Raw genomic sequence first — 20533 nt, forward strand, 5'->3', positions numbered from 1 at the left:
CGCCGGATGACCTCCACCGCCCTGTACTGCGGCACGCGCTGGGACGAGCAGGGCCGATGGTGTTACGAATTGCTGCGCGCGGACGGCACCGTCGACCTGCTGCCCGGTCTCGGCACCCGGCTCGCGTTCCGGGTCACCGAGGGCCGCTACTGCCTCGGCTACCGCGCGTTCGGCGGCGAACCCGGCCGGCGGACTTGCCCGCACGAGGCGCGGATCGACGCCGGTCACCAGTGCGAACGGTGCCGGATCCGGGAGGGGTGGTCGGTGGTGCACAGTCATCGTGGCCCCCTCGCCACCCTGCCCGAACAGGTGCGCGATTACATGGCCCGCCCGCACCACCTCTACATCGCGTACTTCGGTGACGGGATGGCCAAGGTCGGGACGGCCTCGGCGATGCGCAGGCACCGCAGGTTGTTCGAACAGGGTGCGCTGGCCGCCCGCTTCATCACCGATTCGCCGGACGGGTTGCATGTGCGCGAACTCGAACGGTTGGTGACCGAGCGGGCCGGGCTCCGGCAATCGGTGCCGGGCGTCACCAAGACGCGGATCCTCACCCGCCCCCTGCGGCCGTGGTCGGCGGTGGAAGAAGGAGTAGCCGAGGCGGCCGCGCACGCGGCGAGCGCCCTGCCCGACGACATCGTCCGCACCGATATCGCGTGGTCGGGCGGTCGCGACTTCTACGTGACCATCCAGGCCAGCGGCCGATTCCCGGATCCCATCGAAATCACAGCCGCCGCAGGCGAATACGTGTTCGACGCGGTGGCCGCACACGGCCACACCCTGGCCTGCCGCGATCCGGCGGGCGCCGCTGAACTGGTGTTGGTCAACGACTCCCGCCTCGTCGGTCGCCGGATCGAACTCGATCCGGCGATCAGCGTCACCCCGGAACCGGCGCAGACCAGCCTGTTCTGAGGTGCCGGATCAGGCTGATGGTCCAGCGGGGATCGCCCCGTTCTCGACGGCTCTGAACAGTGCGGCGCCGAACTCGGCGAAGGCGGGACGAGGTGCCGGCGTTGGGCAGGCGGAAACGGTCGGACATGGTCGTTTCCGTTCCGATGGTGTGGTTCTCACACGATGCGGGTTCGGGAGCCTGCGAGTGAACGCAGGGCCGCGGTGGTGGATCCACCGGTGGGCAGCCAGGCGCGCGCGGCGAAGGTGGCGGCGGTGAAGAACAGGGGCATGGCCCATTTGTCGGGGCCGTCGCCGACGGCCAGGTGCGACGCCGCCGCACCGCCGTAGACGAAGACCAGTCCGGCGTAGGCCCATTCCTTCGTGCGCGGGTGGCCGGGCGTGAGAACGGTGGCCAGCGCGGCCGTTTTCGCGACACCGAGGACGGTGGCGAAGTACATCGGGTAGCCGAGGTGGTCGAAGGATTCTCGGACGTAGGAGATCCGCGCGAGATCCCAGTACGCGCCGACGGCGGTTTCGGCGAGGACTGCGACAACGGGCACCCAGCGCGCGAATTTCGCGACGCGGGTCAGGCGGGTAGTCATGAGTGAGTTCTCCTGTGTGGGAAGGGAATCGGTCAGGCAGCGGCCGCGACATTGGTCGCGGCCTGGTGGAGGACGGCGGCGAACCGGGCGTTCTCGGGGGCATTGAAGGCGAAGGCGGCGCGACGGCGGGTGTAGCCGTAGGTCAGGCCGCTGTGCGGGTCGGCGAACCCGTCGGATCCGGCGGAACCGGTGTGCCCGAAGGCGTAAGCGCCGAGGAATGGAGTGAGCAGGCTCTTGGCTTCGAAGCCGAGCGTGTACGGTGCGCTGTCACCGCGCACCAGGTCGCGACCGCCGGAGTGGATGGTGGATACCGTCGCGATGGTCTCCAGCGACAGCAGTGGTTCGCGTCCGTCGATCCCCGTGGTGGCCGCCGCGTACATCGCCGCGATACCCGCCGCGCTGCCGACCCCACCCGCCGAGGCCTGGCCGAGCCTGCGCACGGTGCTGTCGTTGGGCAGCGCCATCACGTCGGCGGCGGTGAAGCCGTGGGCGTTGAGGTTGTAGGCGATGCCCGCGATGCTGTGCGGCGCAGGGGAATGCGCGGCGAAGGCGGCCTCGGCCTCCGGTGTGGCGCGCCAGGGCAGGATCGGCAGGTAGCGGTGCTCCAGGTCGGCGGGCAGGCCCAGGTGGATGTCGAGGTCGAAGGGTGCGCGGATGCGCTGCTCGAACAGTTCCCGCACGGTGGCGCCGGTGACGGCCCGCACCACCTCGCCGACGACGGCGTACGTGACGAACCCGCCGTATCCGTGCACGGTGCCCGGCTCGAAGTAGGGTCGCTGTCCGATGAGCCGTTCGGCGATCACCCGGTCGTCGGCCAGTTCCGCGACGGTGAAGCCACCGTCGACACCGACCACGCCGGAGCGGTGAACCAGCATGTCGCGCACCGTGACCCGTTCCTTGCCCGACTGGGCGAACCGCGGCCAATAGTCGGCCACGGGCCGGTCGACGTCGAGCACACCGTCCTGGATCAGCAGCGCGATCACCAGGGCGGCGGCGCCCTTGCTGGTAGAATGCAGCCCGGTCAGCGTCGTGCCGGACACCGCGGAGCCGGACCAGAGGTCGACCACCCGGCGACCACGCACGAACGCTGCCAACTGTGAGCTCGGGTCACCCTCCTCGGTCACCACGGCGGCGAATTCGGCCCGCACCTGTTCGTATCCCTCGGCGACGAAGCCGTGCACTTCGACCATGATGTTCTCCTTTCGGCCGCAGCTTCCGGCCGCGGCGGATCGTGTTCTGACGCACTGACGTAAGCCACGGGCAGAACGTGACCCGGTCGTGGAAAAGCGCTGGTCACGGCACCACGGTCACACTCGGCGTCCCGCCTTCGTCATAGCGGTGCGACGACATCGAGGAGGACCCGTGCAGAACGCACAGTTGCTGGCCGAACAGTTCGAGGACAACCGCGCCCACCTGCGGGCGGTCGCCTATCGGATGCTCGGCTCGCTCACCGAGGCCGACGACGCGGTGCAGGAGGCCTGGCTGCGGCTGGCCCGCACCGACACCGCCGAGGTGGACAACCTCGGTGGCTGGCTCACCACCGTCGTCGGACGGGTCTGCCTCGACATGCTCCGCTCACGCAAGAGCCGCGGCGAGGAACCCCTCGACGCCGATCACCTGTCCGATCCGGTGATCACCAGCGAGACCGCCGCCGACCCCGAACAGGAAGTGGTGCTCGCCGATTCGGTCGGCCTGGCACTGCTCGTCGTGCTCGAGTCGCTGCGTCCCGCCGAACGGCTCGCCTTCGTGCTGCACGACCTGTTCGCCATGCCCTACGAACAGATCGCTCCCATCGTCGACCGCACGCCACAGACGGTGAAGAAGCTGGCCAGCCAGGCGCGCCGCCGGGTACAGGGCGCGACGCCGGGTCCCGATCCGGATGTCGCGCGCAGGCGCCGCGTCGTCGACGCCTTCCTCACCGCCGCGCGTGGTGGCGATTTCGACGAACTGCTCCGCCTGCTCGATCCCGAGGTGGTGTTGCGGGCCGACGCGGGTGCGGCGATGCGGGTAATCCGTGGTGCCGCCGCCGTCGCGGGCCAGGCCGAGACGTTCCGGCGCATGGCCACCCTGTGCACCGTGTACCCGGCCCTGGTCGACGGCCGCTGCGGGCTGGTGACCACCGTGGAGGGTGACCCGTTCTCGATCATCGGCTTCACCGTCGTCGACGACCGGATCGCCGCGATCGACATCCTGTCCGACCGGCAGCGGCTGGCCGGTCTAGATCTGTCGCCCGTACTCGGATAGCTCGATCAGTCCGTGGCCAGCTGGGTACGCAGGGTATCCAACCCCATGCCACCCAGCTTCAGGGCCCGGGTGTGGAAGTGCTTCAGGTCGAATGCCGCACCCGCGCGGCGCCGGGCGTCGTCGCGGGCCGCGAGCCAGGCTTGTTCGCCGAGTTTGTAGGCGGCGGCTTGGCCGGGCCAGCCCAGGTAGCGGTCGATCTCGTCGCGGGCGGTTGCAACGTCTTCGAGAGTTCTCGTCAGCAGGAATTCCCGACCGAGGTCCGGGGTCCAGCGTGCACCCTCGTGGAAACCGGTGCCCGGCGGGATCGACAGGTCCAGGTGCATGCCGATATCGAGGACGACGCGGGCCGCGCGGAAGAGTTGTTCGGCGAGCATGCCGAACAGGGCGCCGTCGTCGTCGAGAAAGCCGAGTTCCCCCATGAGACGCTCGGCATAGAGCGCCCATCCCTCGCCGTGCCCGTCCACGAACGACATGAGTCGCTGGAACCTGTTGAGCGACTTCGCCTCCCGTACGGCAGTGGCGACCTGGAGGTGATGACCCGGCACACCCTCGTGGTAGACGGTGCTGATTTCCCGCCAGGTGCTGAACCGCTCCCTGCCCGCGTCCACCGACCACCACATACGGCCGGGCCTGCCGAAATCCTCGCTCGGCCCGAGGTAGTAGGCGCCGACTCCGCCACCCGGCGGTGCGATGCGGCACTCCAGGGCCATCAGTTCGTCAGGAATCTCGCAGTGTTCGGCGCGCAACGCGTTCAGTGCTCGATCGGAGGTTTCCCGCAGCCAGCTCGCCAGGGCGGCGTGCCCGTGCAGGTGGTACCGGGGGTCGGCGTCGAGGACCGCGGCAGCTTCGGTGAGGGAGGCGCCCGGTGCGATCCGGTCGGCCACGGTCGTCATCTCCTCATGGATGCGCCCGAATTCCGCCCACCCCCAGGTGTATGCCGCACGCGGGTCGATCTCGGCCCCGGTGAAGTACCGCGACCACAGCCGGTAGGTGTCCGCACCCACCGCGTCGGCACGGGGAGCGTGGGGCGCGAGCTCGGTCCGCAGGAACCCGGCGAGCTCACCCAATGCCCGGTCGGCGGCCGCGGCGACACCGGACAGATCCGGGGCGCCCCGCACGCGGGCGGCAGGCGCGGCGAAGGTGGTGAAGAACCCGGCTGCCCACGTCTCGACCTGTCCGGCCGTGCCGAGGACCTGCCGCAGCGCCGCGCCACGGCCCCGCTGCTGCGCGGTGAGCAGGGAATCACGCAGGCCCGCGATACTGTCCGGAACGGCGGCGAGGCGATCACCGACCACGGCCCAGTCCTCGGCGGTGTCGTCGGCCATCACGTCGAACGCCATGCGCAGGTCCTGTACCGGCGAGGCGATGACATTCAGGGCGCCGAGCCGCAGCCCCGCATCTTGCAGCTCGACCTCGAGGCCGATGCGTTCGGCGAACACCGCCGCCGCCACCCGCTCGTCGTCGGCGGGTGTGGTCGCGGCGATGTCCTGTGCGGCCCGGCGGGCGAGTTCGGCACGGGCTTCGTACCCGGCGGGGGAGTAGTCGGTGAGCCGATCGTCGTGGCCGGTGATGCCGAGCAAGGTCGCCGTCACCGGATCCGCGGCGGCGAAATCGTCGACATACCGGTCGCAGATCCGGTGCACCCCGGAGTCGGCGCGCACGCCGTCAGCTGTCGACGGAACGATTGTCGAGCGCCTCGCGCAGATCGGCGTTGATCCGATGGGCCTCGGCGAGCTGGTCTTCGAGAATCACGATGCGACAAGACGATTCGAGGGTGTTGCCCGCGTCGACGAGTTCGCGTACTCGCGCGGCGATGCGCAGCTGATACCGGGAGTAGCGGCGATGGCCGCCCGCGGAGCGCTGCGGAGTCAGCAGTTCCGCGGCGTCGAGGGCGCGCAGGAAAGCTTGGGTGACGCCGAGGATTTCGGCGGCGCGACCCATGCTGTAGGCGGGGTAGTCGTCGTCTTCGAGTCGGTCGGCGGCACTGATGCCGTCGTTGGTGGTCACCTGCTGCACTGCACCTCTCGGTCAACGCTGGCAGGCCCGGCGCGCTCGGCGCCGGGCCTGGGATCTACAAACGAGGGATTGACTTCACATTCACTCCGCACCCCGACACTCTCCGGGACGCGGGACTGGTAAGTGACTGCTCAGTGACCACCACCTCCTGTGACTGCCGGTTATGTCGAAGCTCATGTACATCAGCGACTGTACAACTGCTCTCGCAAAATGTCTACAGTCCTCACTGTAGATTTTCTCGACCGGCGACGCGTCAGTTCAGGATCGGCATCGGCGCGGTCTCCGGGAATGTGACAGGCAGCGCCGTCAGCGCCCGGTGGAAGGGACCCGGACGCCACGTGAGCTCCGACTCGGGAACCGCGAGTTTCATCTCGGGCAGAGCGTCGAGCAGTTGATCGATGGCCTCCTGGACGATCAGATAGGCGGGGGATTTGGCGGGGCAGCCGTGCGGGCCCGTGCTCCAGGCCAGGTGGGCGCGGTTGTCGAGGAACTCGCCCGTGCCGATGGCCGGATCGGTGTTGCAGGCCGCCATGCTGATGAGCACCGGCTGATGCGCGGGCAGCCACACACCCTCGACCAGGATCGGCTGACGCGGATAGGTGATGCAGTGGTTCGCCATCGGCGGATCGGTGTAGAGCACCTCGTCGAGCGCGTCGCGCGTCGACAGGCTGCCGCCGAGGATGCTGCCCGCGAAGCGCTGATCGGTGAGGATCAGCCGCACCGTGTTGAGGATCAGGTTCAACATCGGTTCGATACCGGCGCCGTACATGGTGAGCAGCTGGTTCATCAGCTCCTCGTCGTTGAGCCGGGCGGGGTGCTGCACCAGGCGGGTGGTGACATCGTCACCGGGGTCGAGCTGTTTGTGCTGGATCTGTTCGTACAGCGCGTCCTCGAGCATCTGACCGCCCTGCGCCGCGCTCGCCCCGCCCTCGAAGATGGCCGCCATACCCGCGGCCGCTCGGGCGCCGACGTCCTCGGGGACACCGAGCATCGAGTTGAGAGCCGCGAAGGCGAGCGGGAAGGCGTACTGACTCAGCAGTTCCGCACTGCCGTCGGCGCAGAAGGTGTTGATCAGGGGGATCGCGAACTGCTCGACGGTGCGCTGCAACCGGTACAGGTCGACCCCTGCCAGGCTGGCGACGGTGGCCTGCCGGTAGCGGGCGTGCTCGGCCCCCGCGGTGCGCAGAGCGTTGGGGCGGTAGCGCATCATCGGCAGCACCGGGCAGTCTTCGGGCACGGTGCGTTCCCACATGCGGGCGTCGGCGGGGAAGTGGTCGGGATCGTTGAGGATCTGGACGGCGGTGCGATAGCCGATCACCAGGGTGGCGGGCACGCCGGGCACCAGATCGACCGGGACCAGCGAGCCGAAGCGGCGCCGCATCTCGCGGTAGGTGCTCTGCGGGTCGGCCGCGAACTCCTCCGAGTACAACGCCACCCTGGTCTGCCCGCTGTTCGAGTCGGGGGACACCGGGGTGGGGCCGAAGGATGTCTCGAGCGTCACAGCGACGTCTCCGCTCGGCGGAATTCGTCGCGCCGGGGCGCGGCGCCCAGCTCGCGGCCGACCCGTTCGGCCAGATCGTTCATCCGGTGCGCGACGAGTCCGAGATCGACGTCCGCGGTCGTCGCGACACCGAGCAGGGTGCCCGCTCCGGCGGCGGTGATCAGGATCATTCCCTCGTCGTACTCGGTCATGTTCTGGCGCACCGTATTCGCGTAACCACCGCAGAACTCGCCGAGCGCCTTGCCGAGCGAGCGCAACCCGGAGGCCGCGGCGGCGAACCGCTCGGCCTCGTCCTTGCTGATACCGGGCGAGTGGGCCACCCGTAGACCGTCATCGGATAAGAGGACCACGAACCGCACGCCGTCGAGCTCCAGATCGTCCAACAGCCAAGCCAGGCGGTTGGTGCTGTCGGTGAGGGAAGTGCTCATCAGCTGTCCTGTCCGTCGATGGAACGCTCGGCCGCGGCGCGGCCGTGCCGGGATCCGCTGTGCCAGGCGGTGACCAGTTCCGGTCTGCCGGGCGATTCCGCGCCCGTGGCCAGGCCGGTGGCGGGGGCAACGACTCGTCGCGTGCGTTTGGGTAAACCGCCGGGGGTCGTGCCGGGTGCCGTGTGTTCGGGTGGGGCCGCGACAGCCACCGCCTCGACTTCCCGTGGCTCGGAAACATCCTCTCGCACAACGGGTTCCGGCGGCGCATCGGCCTGCGCGAGCTCGTTCGAGCGGGCGTCGGACTTGTCGACGAGCAGCGCGGAGGGGATGAAGACCATCGCGCGAGTGCCACCGTAGACATTGGGGCCGTCGACGTAGGCCGCGAAGCCGTAGCGGCGGGCCAGTGCCGCCACACCGGGAAAGCCGATCTTGGGTGACGGCCCGAGTGCGTTGATGTCGATCACGCGCTCGCCCGACAGGATCTGGCGCGCCTCCTCCATCTGTTCCTGGCTCATCCGCACGCCCGCGTCGTCGATGATCAGGGTGACGCCGTGGTGTCCCTGCTGGAAGGCGACATCGACGAACGAGGAAGGCGGCGAGTAGCGCAGGGCGTTGTCGAGCAAGGTGGCCACGGTGTGCACCAGCGGCTCGACGGCGCGGCTGATGACGACCCGGTCGCAATGTCCCGCCCGCACCCGCAGGTAATCGCGTACGCGGCTGGTCGCGCCCGCGACCACGTCGTCCACGGTCTGCTGCGGCCAGCGCCTGCCGGGCAGGCCGCCGGAGACGAGCACATAGGACTGCGCCTGCCGGATCATCTGCTGCACGGTGTGGTCGATGCGGCTCAGGGTGCCGTACACCTCGTCGTTGCGGTTCTCGCGCAACGCGTTGCTGACCACCTGGCCCACGTCGGCGCCCAGGCTCACCACGGTGGTGCCGAAGGCGCGTACCGCGTTGCCCGTCGCGGCACGGGCTTCGGCGGCGACCTGCGCGCGGGTCTCCGCGCGGACGGCCTCCACCCGCTCGTCGGCGCGCTCCTGCGCCTCGTGTTCCACGGCGAGGCGGGTTTCCTCGCGCACCAAGGCGAGATCGTCGGCGTGCTCGGCCGCGATCCGGGCGATCTTGTGCGCGAACGGCGAGTCCCGCAGCTGGGCGGGGACCTCGGCGGTGACGTCGGGTTCGTCGTGGCGGCGGATCGCTTCGGTGATCCTGGGCAGGGTCGCCTCGATCAGGCGCGTCATCGCCTCGTCGTGCGCGTAGAGCTCGCGTTCGGCCGAGGACAGCCGCGCGCGGACGTGACGCTCGTTGCGCAGCGCGACCAGAGCGACCGCGACAGCGCCGAGCAACACCAATGTTGCGATACCGAACAAGAACACCGCGATTGTCGGGGTCATCGGTTCCTTTGTCGTCTCACCGGCCGAAGAGCCTGGTGGCCGGAACCTCGCCGGTCCCTCCGGCGAGACTGTTGCCGGTGGTGCAACCGTGCGAGTGCGGCCTGTCCCCGTCCCGCTGTGCTGCGCTTCCGGCGAATCCGCACACACCTTATCAGTGCGTATTTCGCGGTCGGAAAGTGTTGGTACCGAAAGTGATTCGCCCCTATTCCGCATCCGGTGACGGCGCGCCAAGATATATGTAACACGAAGTTCCATCTACACTTGAATGGAACCGCCGGTACCACTAAACTGACCAGTGGAACCACTGCTAGGAGACACCGATGACGTTGTCCACTTACCACGATATTCTGCAGGGCTTGTCCGAGGGATCGGTGAGCAAACACTTCGACCCCTATGTCGACATCGATTGGGACGCACCGGAAATGGCGGTGCATTCCGACGACCCCCGCTGGATCATGCCCACCGAGGACCCGTTGGGTCGCCACCCCTGGTATCGGGCCCAGCCCGTGGAACGCCAGATCGCCATGGGTATGTGGCGCCAGGCGGGCATCGCCAAAGTCGGTATCGACTTCGAGCAGCTGCTCATCCGTGGTCTGATGCAGTACCTGATCTCGGTACCCAACGGTGATCCGGAATTCCGGTACGTCACGCACGAGGCTGCCGAAGAGTGCAACCACACGATGATGTTCCAGGAGATGATCAACCGCATCGGCTACCGCGATGTGATCGGCATGGGCCCGATCGACCGCAAGCTGACGATGATCATCTGGCCCGCGGTGAAGTATTTCCCCGAGTTGTTCTTCACCCTGGTGCTCGGCGGTGAGGAGCCGATCGATCACCTGCAGAAGTCGTTGCTGCGCGGCGGTTTCGACCTGCATCCGATGGTGCACCGGGTGATGCAGATCCATGTCGCGGAGGAAGCCCGCCACATCTCCTTCGCGCACGAGTATCTGCGCAAGAACGTGCCCGCGATGCACCCGGCCACCCGGTCGCTGCTCTCGGTGCTGTTCCCCGTCGTGATGCGGGTGATGCTGTCGATGATCGCCACCCCGCCGAAGGAATTCGTGGACAAGTTCCACATTCCGGGCGAGGTGATGCGCGAGGCGTACTGGGGTGGCACCGAATCCCGGCACACCAAGCGTGACGTGTTCACCGACGTGCGCGCGCTGGCCACCGACATCGGCCTGATGAACCCCGTCGCCAAACTGGTGTGGCGGGCGCTGGGCATCGATGGCCCCGTCTCGCGCTACCGCAGCGAACCGGCCCGCCGGGTCACCGCGTGATCCCGGAGAGCTGGGCGGCCCCCACCGAGGTGTTGCTGCCCGACGCCGATCCGTTCTATGTGCCACGCGACGGATTCGACAGATCGGCGCCGGGCACGCTGTTGCGCTGGCGCCCGGTGGAGTTGGCGGCGTTCGGGCTGATTCCGCTGCGGGCCCGGGCCTGGCAGCTGCTGTATCGCAGCAACGATCTCAACGGCGTACCCGAGGCCGCCGTCACCACGGTGATCGCCCCGGCCGACGGTGTCGCCGAGGGGGCGCCACTCGTCTCGTTCCAGTGCGCGATCGACGCCATCGCGCCGCGCGCCTTCCCGTCCTACTCGCTGCGCCGCGGCTCACGGGCGATCGGCACCTGTGCCCACATCGAACTGCTGCTCTTCGCCGACGCGTTGTCCAGGGGCTGGGCGGTGTCGGTGCCCGATCACGAGGGCATGCTCGGCGCGTGGGGTGCGCCACGCGAACCGGGCTACCGCGCCCTCGACGGCATCCGCGCGGCACTCGCCTTCGAACCGGGCGGCCTCGCGCCGGACGCCCAGGTGGGCTTGTGGGGCTACTCGGGAGGCGGCCTCGCCTCGGCGTGGGCCGCCGAGATGGCGCCGACCTACGCGCCCGAACTCGATATCGCCGGCGCGGTACTCGGCTCACCGGTCGGTAACCTCGTCGCCACCTTCCACCGGCTCGACGGCGGCCTGCACGCGGGCTTGCCGACCCTGGTGGTGGCGGCGCTGCGCCGGGTGTATCCGGCGTTCGCCGAACTGGTCGACACCCATTTCTCCGACGAGGGCCGCGCGGTGCTCGACAAGGCGGCGGAGTCGACGACGGTGGGTGCGGTGCTGCGGCTGGCCAGGTACAGCATCGACCGCCACTCCGGTGCGCCGATGACCGAACTGCTGGCCCTCGAGGCGATGCTCGAGATGTTCGCCGACCTCACCCTCGGCGACCGAGCGCCGGCGGCGCCGCTGCTGGTGACCCAAGCGGTGCACGACCAGATCATCGCGGTCGACGACATCGACGCGCTCGTGCGGCGCTACCGGGCCAACGGTGCGCACGTGACCTACCTGCGCGACCGGCTCAGCGAGCACCTGAGCCTGCTGGCCGGCTCGGCCCCGCTGAGCCTGAACTGGCTGGCCGACCGCTTCGCCGGGCTACCGGTGACACCCTCGCAGACCAGGACCGTGCTCAGTGTCCTCGGTCTGCCCGCGGGCCGTCACGGTCTCGCCGACCTGGCCAGGGCTGTGCTGCGAGTCCTGTTCGCGCGCCCGATCACCAAGTCGGTGACCGGTCGCGAGCTCGGCAGTCCGGCGAAGCGGGACCAGCGCGCCGCCTGACCGAACCCTCAACTTACTCACTGGTAAGATACTGGCCCGTAGGGACTGCCGACGGCAGCCGGTGAGATAAGGGGTTATCGGTGGGGATTGTGACCGATGTACCGCGCGCGGTACGGAATGTGTGGGCCGTCTCGTTCGGCGGTGGGCTCGAATCCGGCGAGCCCACCCCGTCGACGACGGTGTACGAGCGGCCGCACCGACATCTGAAGCGGTACGAGGCCGCCGGCCACGCCGGGGGAAATCCGGTGCTGCTCGTGCCGCCGCTGGCGGTGACGCCGGAGTGTTTCGATCTGCGTCCAGGTCAGAGCCTGGTCCGCCACCTGGTCGAGCAGGGGCGACAGCCGTACGTGATCGATTACGGCCGATTCGGTTACGCCGACCGGAATCTCGGCCTCGAGGACTGGATCGACGACATCCTGCCCGAGGCCGTCGCGCGGGTCGCCGCCGAACACGACCGGCCGGTCGATCTCATCGGCTGGTCGCTGGGCGGGGTGTTCGCGCTGCTCACTGCCGCCGCCGACGCCGGCCTGCCGATCGCCTCCATCACCGCGCTCGCGCCCCCCATCGACCAGCGCCGCACCCCGCTGCTGGCGCCGATGCGCCTGGCCGCCAAGATCACCGGTGGCAAGGAGATGGCCCTGGCCACCCGGATCATGGGTGGTATCCCGCAGGAATTCGTCCGTCTCGGGTTCCGGTTGCAGGCACTCGATCGCGAGATCACCAAGCCCGCCTACCTGATCCGCAACGCGCTGGACACCGAGGCGCTGGCCCGGCTCGAGGCGACCGAGCGGTTCATGGCCTCGATGCCCGGTTACCCGGGGCGGTCCTACTGGCAGATCCACCGCAGTCTGGTGCTGCGCAACGAACTCGCCGAGGGCTACATCCGGCTGCGCTCGGATCTGGTGATCGAACTGGCGAAGGTCACCTGCCCTGTGCTGTTGCTCGGCAGCCGCGGCGACGCGGTGGTGCCCGCCTCCTCGGTGCGGCGCGGCCTGGACGTGCTGCCGAACGCCGAGGTCGAATTCGTCGAGGTGCGCGGCGGTCACCTGGGCTTGCTCGCCAGTGCGACCGCCGCGCAGATCACCTGGCCGGTGATCGACGAGTTCCTCAGCCGCTGACCGCCTGGGCCGAACCGTGCTGCGCCCGCAGTTCGTGCTTGACGACCTTGCCGCCCGCGTTGCGCGGCAGGGCGTCGATCACGACAAGCGCCTTGGGGTGCTTGTAGCGGGCCAGGTGCGCGTCCAGGTGGTCGGCGAGCTCGGCGAGGGTGATGTCGCCGTCGTCCTCGGTGACTACGACGGCGACGGGCACCTCGCCCCACTTGTCGTCGGCCCGGCCGATCACCGCCGCCTCCCGGATGCGGGGATGGGCGAACAGCACGTTCTCCACCTCGGCGCAGTAGATGTTCTCGCCGCCGGAGATGATCATGTCCTTCTTGCGGTCGACGACGTAGACGAAGCCCTCCTCGTCGCGGCGCACCAGATCGCCCGAGTGGAACCAGCCGCCGGCGAACGCGTCGGCGGTGGCCCGCGGGTTGTTCCAGTACTCGCGCATCAAGGTCGGTCCGCGGTAGACGATTTCGCCCACCTCGCCGGGGCCGACATCGTTCATCTCGTCGTCGACGATGCGGGTGGCGATGGTCGGGATCGGCTTGCCGACCGAACCGAGTTTGCGGATCGCGTCCTCGCCGTCGAGCACACAGGTGATCGGTGACATCTCCGTCTGTCCGAAGACCGCGACGTTCAGGGCGTTCGGGAACGTCTCGGCCATCGCGCGCAGCACGGTGTCGGAGGCGGGGGCGGCGCCCCAGCTGATCACGCGCAAACGCAGATCCCGCTGCGCCACGGTGGGATCGGCGCACACGATCTGCCACTGGGCGGGCACGAGGAACACCGAGGTGGCCCGTTCGCGCTCCCAGGCGTCGAGCACCTCGGTGGCGTCGAAGGCCTTGAGCGGGTGGATCACGGTGAGCGCGCCGAGTACGAAACACGCCGCGACACTGCCCAATCCGGCGATGTGGAACAGCGGTGAGGCGCAGAAGGCGATGTCGTCGGCGCGGTACTGCATGGCCCGGATACAGGTGAGGGCCTGGGAGTTCATGTTCAGGTGCGTGAGCACCGCACCCTTGGGATTACCGGTGGTGCCCGAGGTGTACATGATCAGCGCGGCACTGTCTTCGGGGACATCGAGCGGCTCGTGCGGTTGGCCCTGTTCGGCCAGCAGGTCGTCGTAGCCGAGGACGCCGTCACCGGTGGCGCCGCCGACCACGATCCGGGTGGCCAGCGCGTCGGTCTGCGCGGCGACGGCGGCGACCAGCGGCGCCAGCACCGTGTCGGTGATGATCGTGCGGGCACCGCTGTCGGTGACCTGATAGACGATCTCGGGCGGGGTGAGCCGGAAGTTCACCGGCACCGCGATGGCGCCGAGGGTGTTGATCGCGAACACCGACTCGATGTATTCGGCGTTGTTGAGCATCAGGATCATCACCCGGTCGCCCTGGCCGACTCCTCGCCGCGCGAGCGCGTCGGCCAGGCGTTGTACCCGGTCGTGCAGTTCGCCCCAGGTGGTCGTCCTACCGAGGAACCGCAGCGCGGGCGAATCGGGAATCGTGGTGGCGTGGATCGCGATCTGGTTCATCCAGTGATTGCGTCGCGAGCGCATCGGTTCGGTAGCGGTTGACATCTCGTCTCCTGCGGAACGCCGGACTCAGGCCGGATCGGTGATGGGGTGGACGGCGCCGTCGAATCGGGGCGCCCGGCGGGTGAGCATCGCGGTCATTCCCTCGAGGAAATCGGCGGAGGTGAGCAGTTCGGACTGGCCGGTCTTCTCCCTGGCCAGGGCGGCATCCAGTTCGGCGAGGGTGGCGGCGTTGAGCGCGGCCTTGGTGAGTTGCAGCGCCCGGCGCGGTCCCGCGGCGAGTTTGGCGGCGACGGTTTCGATGTGTGCGCCGAGCTCTTCCGACGGAATCGCGCGGGTGATGAGGCCCGCCGCGGCGGCCTCGGTAGCGGGCAACCGGGCGCCGAGCAGGGCGAATTCGGCGGCGCGGGCACGACCCATGGCCGCCGCGACCACGGCCGTCGCACCACCGTCGGGCATCAGCCCGATGGAGGTGAACGGCAGCAGCAGGTAGGCGTCCTCGGCGGCGTAGATGAGGTCGGCGGCCAGGGCGATGGACGTGCCGACACCGGCGGCGGGACCGTTGACCTGCGCGATCACCGGCAGCGGCGAATCGACGATGGCACGGATCAGATCGTTGGCACGATCCATCACCACCTCCGGGGACGCCTCGTTGCCACCCGCCGCGCTGGCCGCGGCCAGATCGGCACCGGTGCAGAACGCCGCCCCCGCCCCCGTCAGCACGATGACCCGCACCGACGGCGTCGTCGCGGCCGCGGTGACCAGGTCGCACAGCTCGGTCATGGTCGCCAGATCGATGGCGTTCATCCGCGCCTGGCGGTCGATCGTGATCCGCAGGACGCCGTGTTCCTCGGTGCTGAGAACGCTCGCGCTCATCGGGCCACCGCCTCGACGATCGAGCCGGCCAGACGGTCCGCGATCAGTTCCTCGGCCTCGCGCACCATCCGGTCGATCAGGTCGGCGCAGGTGGGGATGTCGTGGATGAGGCCCTGGCACTGCCCGACGCTCCAGATGCCCGCGTCGAGATCGCCCTCCTCGTAGACCTTGCGCCCGCGCGCACCGGCGACCAGGTCACGCACATCGGCGAAAGTGCCGCCACCCCGCTCGATCTCGACCACCTGGCGGCTGACGGCGTTGTCGGCCACCCGGGCGGTGTTGTGCATGGTGCGGAAGATCAGTTTCGTGTCGAGCTCGGTGTTGGCCACGATCTTCTCCTTCACGGCGTGCGCGATCGGTGACTCCACGGTGCACAGGAACCTCGTGCCCATGTTCACCCCGTCGGCGCCGAGCGCCATGGCCGCGACCAGGCCGCGCGCGTCGGCGATCCCGCCGGAGGCGATCATCGGGATCTCGAGCTCACGAGCCGCGGCCGGGATGAGAACCAGGCCCGGGGTGTCGTTCTCGCCGGGGTGCCCGGCGCATTCGAAACCGTCGATGCTCACGCCGTCGACCCCCACTTGCTGTGCCTTGAGGGCGTGCTTGACGCTGGTGCACTTGTGCAGCACCTTGATGCCCGCGTCCTTGAGGAACGGCAGGTGGGTGGCCGGATTTCCGCCGGCGATCTCGACGATCTTCACCCCGCCGTCGATGATCGCCTGCCGGTACTCCTCGTAGGGCGGCGGCGTGATGGACGGCAGGATCGTCAGGTTCACCCCGAACGGCTTGTCGGTGAGATCGCGGGTGCGGGCGATCTCTTCGCGCAGTGCCTGCGGCGTGGGCTGGGTGAGGCCGGTGATGATGCCGAGACCACCCGCTTCGGACACGGCGGCGGCGAGTTCGGCGCGGCCGACCCACATCATCCCACCCTGCACGATCGGGTGCTCGACACCGAATGCCTCGGTGAATCGGGTGCGCAGCATCGCGCTCTCCCTCCGGATTCAGACGTTCCCGCCGGTCGCGGGCAGAACCAAGACGGCTCTGGGCAACCGGACAGAATCATGATTAACTTAGCGAGAATTGTGATTAACTTAATGGCGGCCGACGCGGCCTGTCAACACCTCGTGCGGCGAGTTGCCCACCCAGTGGAACCGCGCACCGCCACACCGCGAACGAGTGACCTGAAGGAAGGTCGACAATGACCGAAACCCCCACCGCAACACCGATTTCTGCGACAATGATCGCCACCGCGAGCCCGGCCACCGGCGAGCCCGTCGGTAGCTGGCCGGTCGACGACGCCGAGCGGGTCGCGGCCGTCGTCGCGCAGGCTCGCGTGGCCGCGCAGTCATGGCGCGAACTCGGGTTCACCGAGCGGAAGCGGGCGTTACAACGCTGGGCGTCCCAGCTGGTGCTGCGCGCCGACGAGTTCTGCGCGCTGATCCACGCGGAGAACGGTAAACCGCTCGACGACGCCTATCTCGAGGTCATCACCGCGGTCGAACATCTGAACTGGGCCGCCGAGAACGCGCAGCGGGTGCTGAAACCCAAGAAGGTCTGGCCGGGGCTGATGATGGCCAACCACGAGGCGGTGATCGAGCAACGCCCGCACGGTGTGGTCGGTGTGATCGGCCCGTGGAACTACCCGGTGTACACCCCGAACGGGTCCATCGCCTACGCCCTGGCCGCGGGCAACACCGTCGTGTTCAAGCCGAGCGAGCTCACCACCGGCATCGGGCACTGGTACGTGAACGCCTTCGCCGAGGCCAATCCCGGCCTGCCCGAGGGGGTCCTGAGTGTGGTGACCGGGCCGGGAGAGACCGGCCGTGCGCTGGTGGAGTCCGGTGTCGACATGATCGCCTTCACCGGCTCGACCGCCACCGGCAAACGGATCATGGCGGCGGCCGCCGAGCGGCTCACCCCGGTCGTACTGGAATGCGGTGGCAAGGACGCGGCCATCGTCGCCGAGGACGCCGACGTGGCCGCGGCCGCCGACGCGATCGTGTGGTCGGCGATGGCCAACTCCGGGCAGACCTGTGTGGGCACCGAACGGTGCTACGTCGTCGCCTCGGTGTACGACGAGTTCCTCGCCGAACTGACCAAGCGGGTGCGCGAGCTCGTACCCGGCTCCGACGGCGACGCCGCCTACGGGCCGATGACGTTGCCCGCCCAGGTCGATGTGGTGGCCGAGCACGTCGACGCCGCTCTCGCCGACGGCGCGACCGCCCTGGTCGGTGGCGCCGATTCGATCGAGGCGCCGTTCGTCTGCCCGATCGTGCTCGTCGACGTCCCGGAGAACTCCCTCGCGGTGCGCGAGGAGACCTTCGGCCCGACCCTGACGGTGCGCAAGGTGCAGGATGTGGCCGAGGCGATCCGCCTGGCCAACGACTCCCGCTACGGGCTCGCCTCGTCGGTGTTCTCCCGCAAACGCGGCATGGCCATCGCGCGCGAACTGCGGGCGGGCGCCACCTCGGTGAACAGCCCCGCCGCCTACGCCGCCATTCCGGCCCTGCCTTTCGGCGGCGTGGGGGAGTCCGGCATCGGCCGGATCCACGGTGCGGCCGGGCTGCTCGGCTTCACCCGCCCGCATTCGATCGCGCGACAGCGCTTCGCGATTCCCGGCATGGCGCTGCAGTCGTTCGCCAGAACCGAATCGACCATCGCGATGGTCAAGAAACTCACCGTGCGCCGCTTCGGGCGCGCGAAGTAGACCCAGAAAATCACGAAAGAAGAGGACACAAGAGATATGGGCGTCGAATTCACCTCGGAACAGAAGGATTTCGCCGCGGCCGTGGCCGCGTTCGCCAAGCGCGAGGCGGGCACCCGGGCTCAGCGTGACGAGCTCACCGACAACGATCGCGAACAGCACAACCCGGCCGTCTACGCGAAGATGGCCGAGCTGGGATGGCTCGGTCTGACGGTGCCCGAGGAGTACGGCGGTTCGGCGGCCTCGATGGTCGACATGTGCATCCTGCTCGAGGAGACGCACCGGGGGATGCTGCCGATCGGCGCGATCGGCCCGACGCTCATCACCGGTGGCGCCTACGCCAAGTTCGGCACCGACGAGCAGAAGGACACCGTGCTGCGCGGCATCGTTCGCGGTGCGTCGCAGTCGATCTCGATGTCGGAACCCGAGGCGGGTTCGGATGTGGGCAACCTGTCGACCAAGGCGGTCAAGACCGCCGACGGCTGGCTGATCAACGGCCAGAAGACGTGGTGTTCCAACGCACACATCTCCGAGAACATCCTGCTCGTGGCCCGCACCTCCAAGGAGGGCGGCAAGCACGAGGGCATGACGATGTTCCACGTGCCCGCGAACACCCCGGGCCTGCAGATCACCCCGATCGAGCTGATGGGCAACCAGAAGGAGACCAACGACCTGTACTTCACCGACTGCGTGCTCCCCGAGGACGCGGTGGTCGGTGAGGAGGGCAACGGTTGGCGGCAGCTGATGACCGGCCTGAACTTCGAGCGGCTGATCCTGGCCGCGATGAGTCTCGGTGCGGCCGAACGCGCGTTCGCCGACACCCTGGAGTTCGTCACCCAGCGCAAGCAGTTCGGCAGGCCCGTCGGCACCTTCCAGTCGCTGCGGCACCGGCTGGCCGATCTGGCCACCGAGATCGAGTGCACCAAGCTGCTGATCTACAGCGTGGCCCGCGAGGCCGACGCGAATCCGGACAAGATGCTGGCGCGTGAGGCCTCGATGGCCAAGCTCAAGGCCACCGAGACCGCCAAGCGGGTGGCACTCGAGGGTATGCAGATGATGGGCGGCTACGGGTACGCGCGCGAGTTCGACATGGAAAAGCATGTGCGCGGTGCCCTGGTGTCGACCATCTTCGGTGGTACCAGCGAGATCCAGCGCGACATCATCGGGCGCACGCTGGGGCTGTGACCCGCGGGGTTCTCGCCCCGCGACCGTTGGGGGGTGGCGGCGAGAACCCACGCGCTACCGTGGTCGGCATGGCCGAACGCATGGTTGTCATCGGCGCCGACGCGACAGGCATGTCGGCGGCCTCGCAGGCGCGCAGACTGCGCGGCGCCGACGAACTCGAGATCGTGGTGTTCGAGAAGGGCAGGCACGCCTCGTATTCCGCGTGCGGCATTCCGTACTGGGTCAGCGGTGACGTCGCCGAGGCCGACGACCTGATCGCCCGCACCCCCGAGGAACACCGTGCCCGCGCGATCGATCTGCGCATGCGCACCGAGGTGATCGAGCTCGATGTGCCTGGGCGGCAAGTGCTCTCGCGCGACCTCGACACCGGCGACGAGACCTGGACCGGCTACGACAAGCTGGTGCTCGCCACCGGCGCCACCCCGACCCGCCCGCCGCTGCCCGGCATCGACGCCGACGGTGTGTTCGGCGTGCAGACCCTCGACGACGGTGAGGACCTCATCGAGGCGTTGATGTCGTCGTCGGGACGCGACGCCGTCGTCGTGGGGGCGGGCTACATCGGGGTCGAGATGGCCGAGGCACTCATCCGGCGCGGGTTCCGGGTCACCATGGTGACCCGGGGTCCGGAACCCATGTCGACTCTCGATCCCGATATGGGCGCCCTGGTCCGAGAGGCCATGGACGGCATGGGAATCCGGTTGGTCACCGACACCGAGGTGACCGGTATGCGCACCGACGCCGACGGGCACGTGTGCGCGGTGACGACCGCCGACACCGAGTACCCGGCCGACGTGGTCGTCCTCGGCATCGGCGTGCGGCCCGCCACCGATCTCGCCCGGCGTGCGGGACTGCCACTCGGCGAATCCGGCGGCCTGCTCACCGATCTCGCGCAACGTGTGCGCGGCTACGACCACATCTGGGCGGGCGGCGACTGCGTGGAGGTGCTCGACCGGGTCTCGGGCACAATGCGCCACATCGCGCTCGGCACGCACGCCAACAAACACGGTCAGGTCATCGGTACCGGCATCGGTGGCGGATACGCCACCTTCCCCGGCGTCGTCGGCACGGCCGTCAGCAAGGTCTGCGATCTCGAGGTCGCCCGCACCGGGCTGCTCGAGAAGGACGCCGAGCGGGCCGGCCTGCAATTCCACGCCGTCACTATCGAATCCACCGGGCGCGCGGGCTATTTCCCCGGCGCCGAACCGATGACCGTGAAGGTGCTCGCCGAACGCCGCACCGGCAGACTGCTCGGCGCGCAGATCGTCGGGCGTGAGGGCGCGGCCAAACGGGTCGACATCGCGGCGGTCGCGCTCACCGCCCGGATGACGGTGGAGCAGATGACGGCCCTCGACCTCGGTTACGCGCCACCGTTCTCGCCGGTGTGGGATCCGGTGCTCGTCGCCGCCCGCGCGGCCACCCGCGCGGTGGCGCGCGGCGACTGAACGAC

The 20533-nt window shown here is 68.9% G+C and carries 18 protein-coding genes; 8 read left to right on the top strand and 10 right to left on the bottom strand.

Annotated elements, in window-relative coordinates; genetic code table 11:
* Nucleotides 1-6: 6 nt before the first annotated feature.
* Nucleotides 7-912: a hypothetical protein gene (locus AB0I35_RS20660; protein WP_357397730.1), complete on the top strand. Its 906-nt coding sequence runs from the start codon at nt 7-9 to the stop codon at nt 910-912.
* Between the two features lie 155 nt (nt 913-1067).
* On the opposite strand, the gene AB0I35_RS20665 is transcribed toward AB0I35_RS20660, so the two are convergent.
* Both AB0I35_RS20665 and AB0I35_RS20670 read right to left on the bottom strand, forming a co-directional pair.
* Nucleotides 1068-1493 carry a DoxX family protein gene (locus AB0I35_RS20665; protein WP_357397731.1) on the bottom strand — a complete coding sequence of 142 codons (426 nt, stop codon included), beginning with the start codon at nt 1491-1493 and terminating at the stop codon, nt 1068-1070.
* A gap of 32 nt (nt 1494-1525) precedes the next feature.
* Entirely contained in the window at nt 1526-2683 is a 1158-nt protein-coding gene (locus AB0I35_RS20670) for a serine hydrolase domain-containing protein (RefSeq protein ID WP_357397732.1), read from the bottom strand.
* A gap of 172 nt (nt 2684-2855) precedes the next feature.
* Here AB0I35_RS20670 and AB0I35_RS20675 point away from each other — a divergent pair, with 172 nt between their 5' ends.
* A complete protein-coding gene (locus tag AB0I35_RS20675; RefSeq protein ID WP_357397733.1) occupies nt 2856-3737 on the top strand; it encodes a sigma-70 family RNA polymerase sigma factor in 882 nt (293 codons plus the stop codon).
* A gap of 5 nt (nt 3738-3742) precedes the next feature.
* On the opposite strand, the gene AB0I35_RS20680 is transcribed toward AB0I35_RS20675, so the two are convergent.
* From AB0I35_RS20680 to AB0I35_RS20700, 5 genes are all read right to left on the bottom strand, one after another.
* Nucleotides 3743-5398 carry a DUF885 domain-containing protein gene (locus AB0I35_RS20680; RefSeq protein WP_357397734.1) on the bottom strand — a complete coding sequence of 552 codons (1656 nt, stop codon included), beginning with the start codon at nt 5396-5398 and terminating at the stop codon, nt 3743-3745.
* Nucleotides 5399-5402: 4 nt separating this feature from the next.
* Nucleotides 5403-5678, bottom strand: a complete 276-nt coding sequence (locus AB0I35_RS20685; protein WP_084457151.1) for a MerR family transcriptional regulator — start codon at nt 5676-5678, stop codon at nt 5403-5405.
* 328 nt (nt 5679-6006) lie between these two features.
* Nucleotides 6007-7221: a cytochrome P450 gene (locus AB0I35_RS20690; RefSeq protein WP_357397927.1), complete on the bottom strand. Its 1215-nt coding sequence runs from the start codon at nt 7219-7221 to the stop codon at nt 6007-6009.
* 29 nt (nt 7222-7250) lie between these two features.
* On the bottom strand, nt 7251-7682 hold the full coding sequence (locus AB0I35_RS20695) for a roadblock/LC7 domain-containing protein (RefSeq protein WP_357397736.1): 432 nt from the start codon (nt 7680-7682) through the stop codon (nt 7251-7253).
* A complete protein-coding gene (locus tag AB0I35_RS20700; RefSeq protein ID WP_357397738.1) occupies nt 7682-9076 on the bottom strand; it encodes a sensor histidine kinase in 1395 nt (464 codons plus the stop codon). Before AB0I35_RS20700 ends, AB0I35_RS20695 begins: the two co-directional genes overlap by 1 nt.
* A 320-nt stretch (nt 9077-9396) precedes the next feature.
* Between AB0I35_RS20700 and AB0I35_RS20705 the strand changes: the two genes are divergently transcribed.
* From AB0I35_RS20705 to AB0I35_RS20715, 3 genes are all read left to right on the top strand, one after another.
* Nucleotides 9397-10359: a diiron oxygenase gene (locus tag AB0I35_RS20705; protein ID WP_357397739.1), complete on the top strand. Its 963-nt coding sequence runs from the start codon at nt 9397-9399 to the stop codon at nt 10357-10359.
* A complete protein-coding gene (locus AB0I35_RS20710) occupies nt 10356-11684 on the top strand; it encodes a lipase family protein (RefSeq protein ID WP_357397740.1) in 1329 nt (442 codons plus the stop codon). The genes AB0I35_RS20705 and AB0I35_RS20710 overlap by 4 nt, the downstream gene beginning before the upstream one ends.
* Nucleotides 11685-11764: 80 nt before the next feature.
* Nucleotides 11765-12802 (top strand): alpha/beta fold hydrolase, encoded by a 1038-nt coding sequence (locus tag AB0I35_RS20715; protein WP_357397742.1) that lies wholly within the window; start codon nt 11765-11767, stop codon nt 12800-12802.
* Here the strand turns inward: AB0I35_RS20715 and fadD5 are convergent.
* From fadD5 to AB0I35_RS20730, 3 genes are read right to left on the bottom strand one after another with little or no spacing between them, the layout of a single operon-like run.
* On the bottom strand, nt 12792-14366 hold the full coding sequence (fadD5, locus tag AB0I35_RS20720) for a fatty-acid--CoA ligase FadD5 (protein WP_357397743.1): 1575 nt from the start codon (nt 14364-14366) through the stop codon (nt 12792-12794). The genes AB0I35_RS20715 and fadD5 overlap by 11 nt on opposite strands.
* A gap of 24 nt (nt 14367-14390) precedes the next feature.
* Nucleotides 14391-15197 carry an enoyl-CoA hydratase-related protein gene (locus AB0I35_RS20725; RefSeq protein ID WP_357397745.1) on the bottom strand — a complete coding sequence of 269 codons (807 nt, stop codon included), beginning with the start codon at nt 15195-15197 and terminating at the stop codon, nt 14391-14393.
* Nucleotides 15194-16180 (bottom strand): nitronate monooxygenase family protein, encoded by a 987-nt coding sequence (locus tag AB0I35_RS20730; RefSeq protein WP_356983333.1) that lies wholly within the window; start codon nt 16178-16180, stop codon nt 15194-15196. The genes AB0I35_RS20725 and AB0I35_RS20730 overlap by 4 nt, the downstream gene beginning before the upstream one ends.
* Before the next feature lie 215 nt (nt 16181-16395).
* Here AB0I35_RS20730 and AB0I35_RS20735 point away from each other — a divergent pair, with 215 nt between their 5' ends.
* The 3 genes from AB0I35_RS20735 (at nt 16396) to AB0I35_RS20745 (ending at nt 20528) form a co-directional block, all read left to right on the top strand.
* Complete coding sequence (locus tag AB0I35_RS20735; protein WP_357397746.1) at nt 16396-17904, top strand: aldehyde dehydrogenase family protein; 1509 nt, start codon at nt 16396-16398, stop codon at nt 17902-17904.
* Nucleotides 17905-17940: 36 nt separating this feature from the next.
* The gene (locus AB0I35_RS20740) at nt 17941-19086 is read left to right on the top strand and encodes an acyl-CoA dehydrogenase family protein (protein WP_357397747.1); all 1146 of its coding nucleotides are present in this window, start codon (nt 17941-17943) and stop codon (nt 19084-19086) included.
* A 68-nt stretch (nt 19087-19154) separates the two neighbouring features.
* On the top strand, nt 19155-20528 hold the full coding sequence (locus tag AB0I35_RS20745; protein WP_357397748.1) for an FAD-dependent oxidoreductase: 1374 nt from the start codon (nt 19155-19157) through the stop codon (nt 20526-20528).
* Nucleotides 20529-20533: the final 5 nt, after the last annotated feature.

Source organism: Nocardia sp. NPDC050378 (assembly GCF_040655675.1).
Lineage (GTDB): Bacteria > Actinomycetota > Actinomycetes > Mycobacteriales > Mycobacteriaceae > Nocardia > Nocardia coubleae.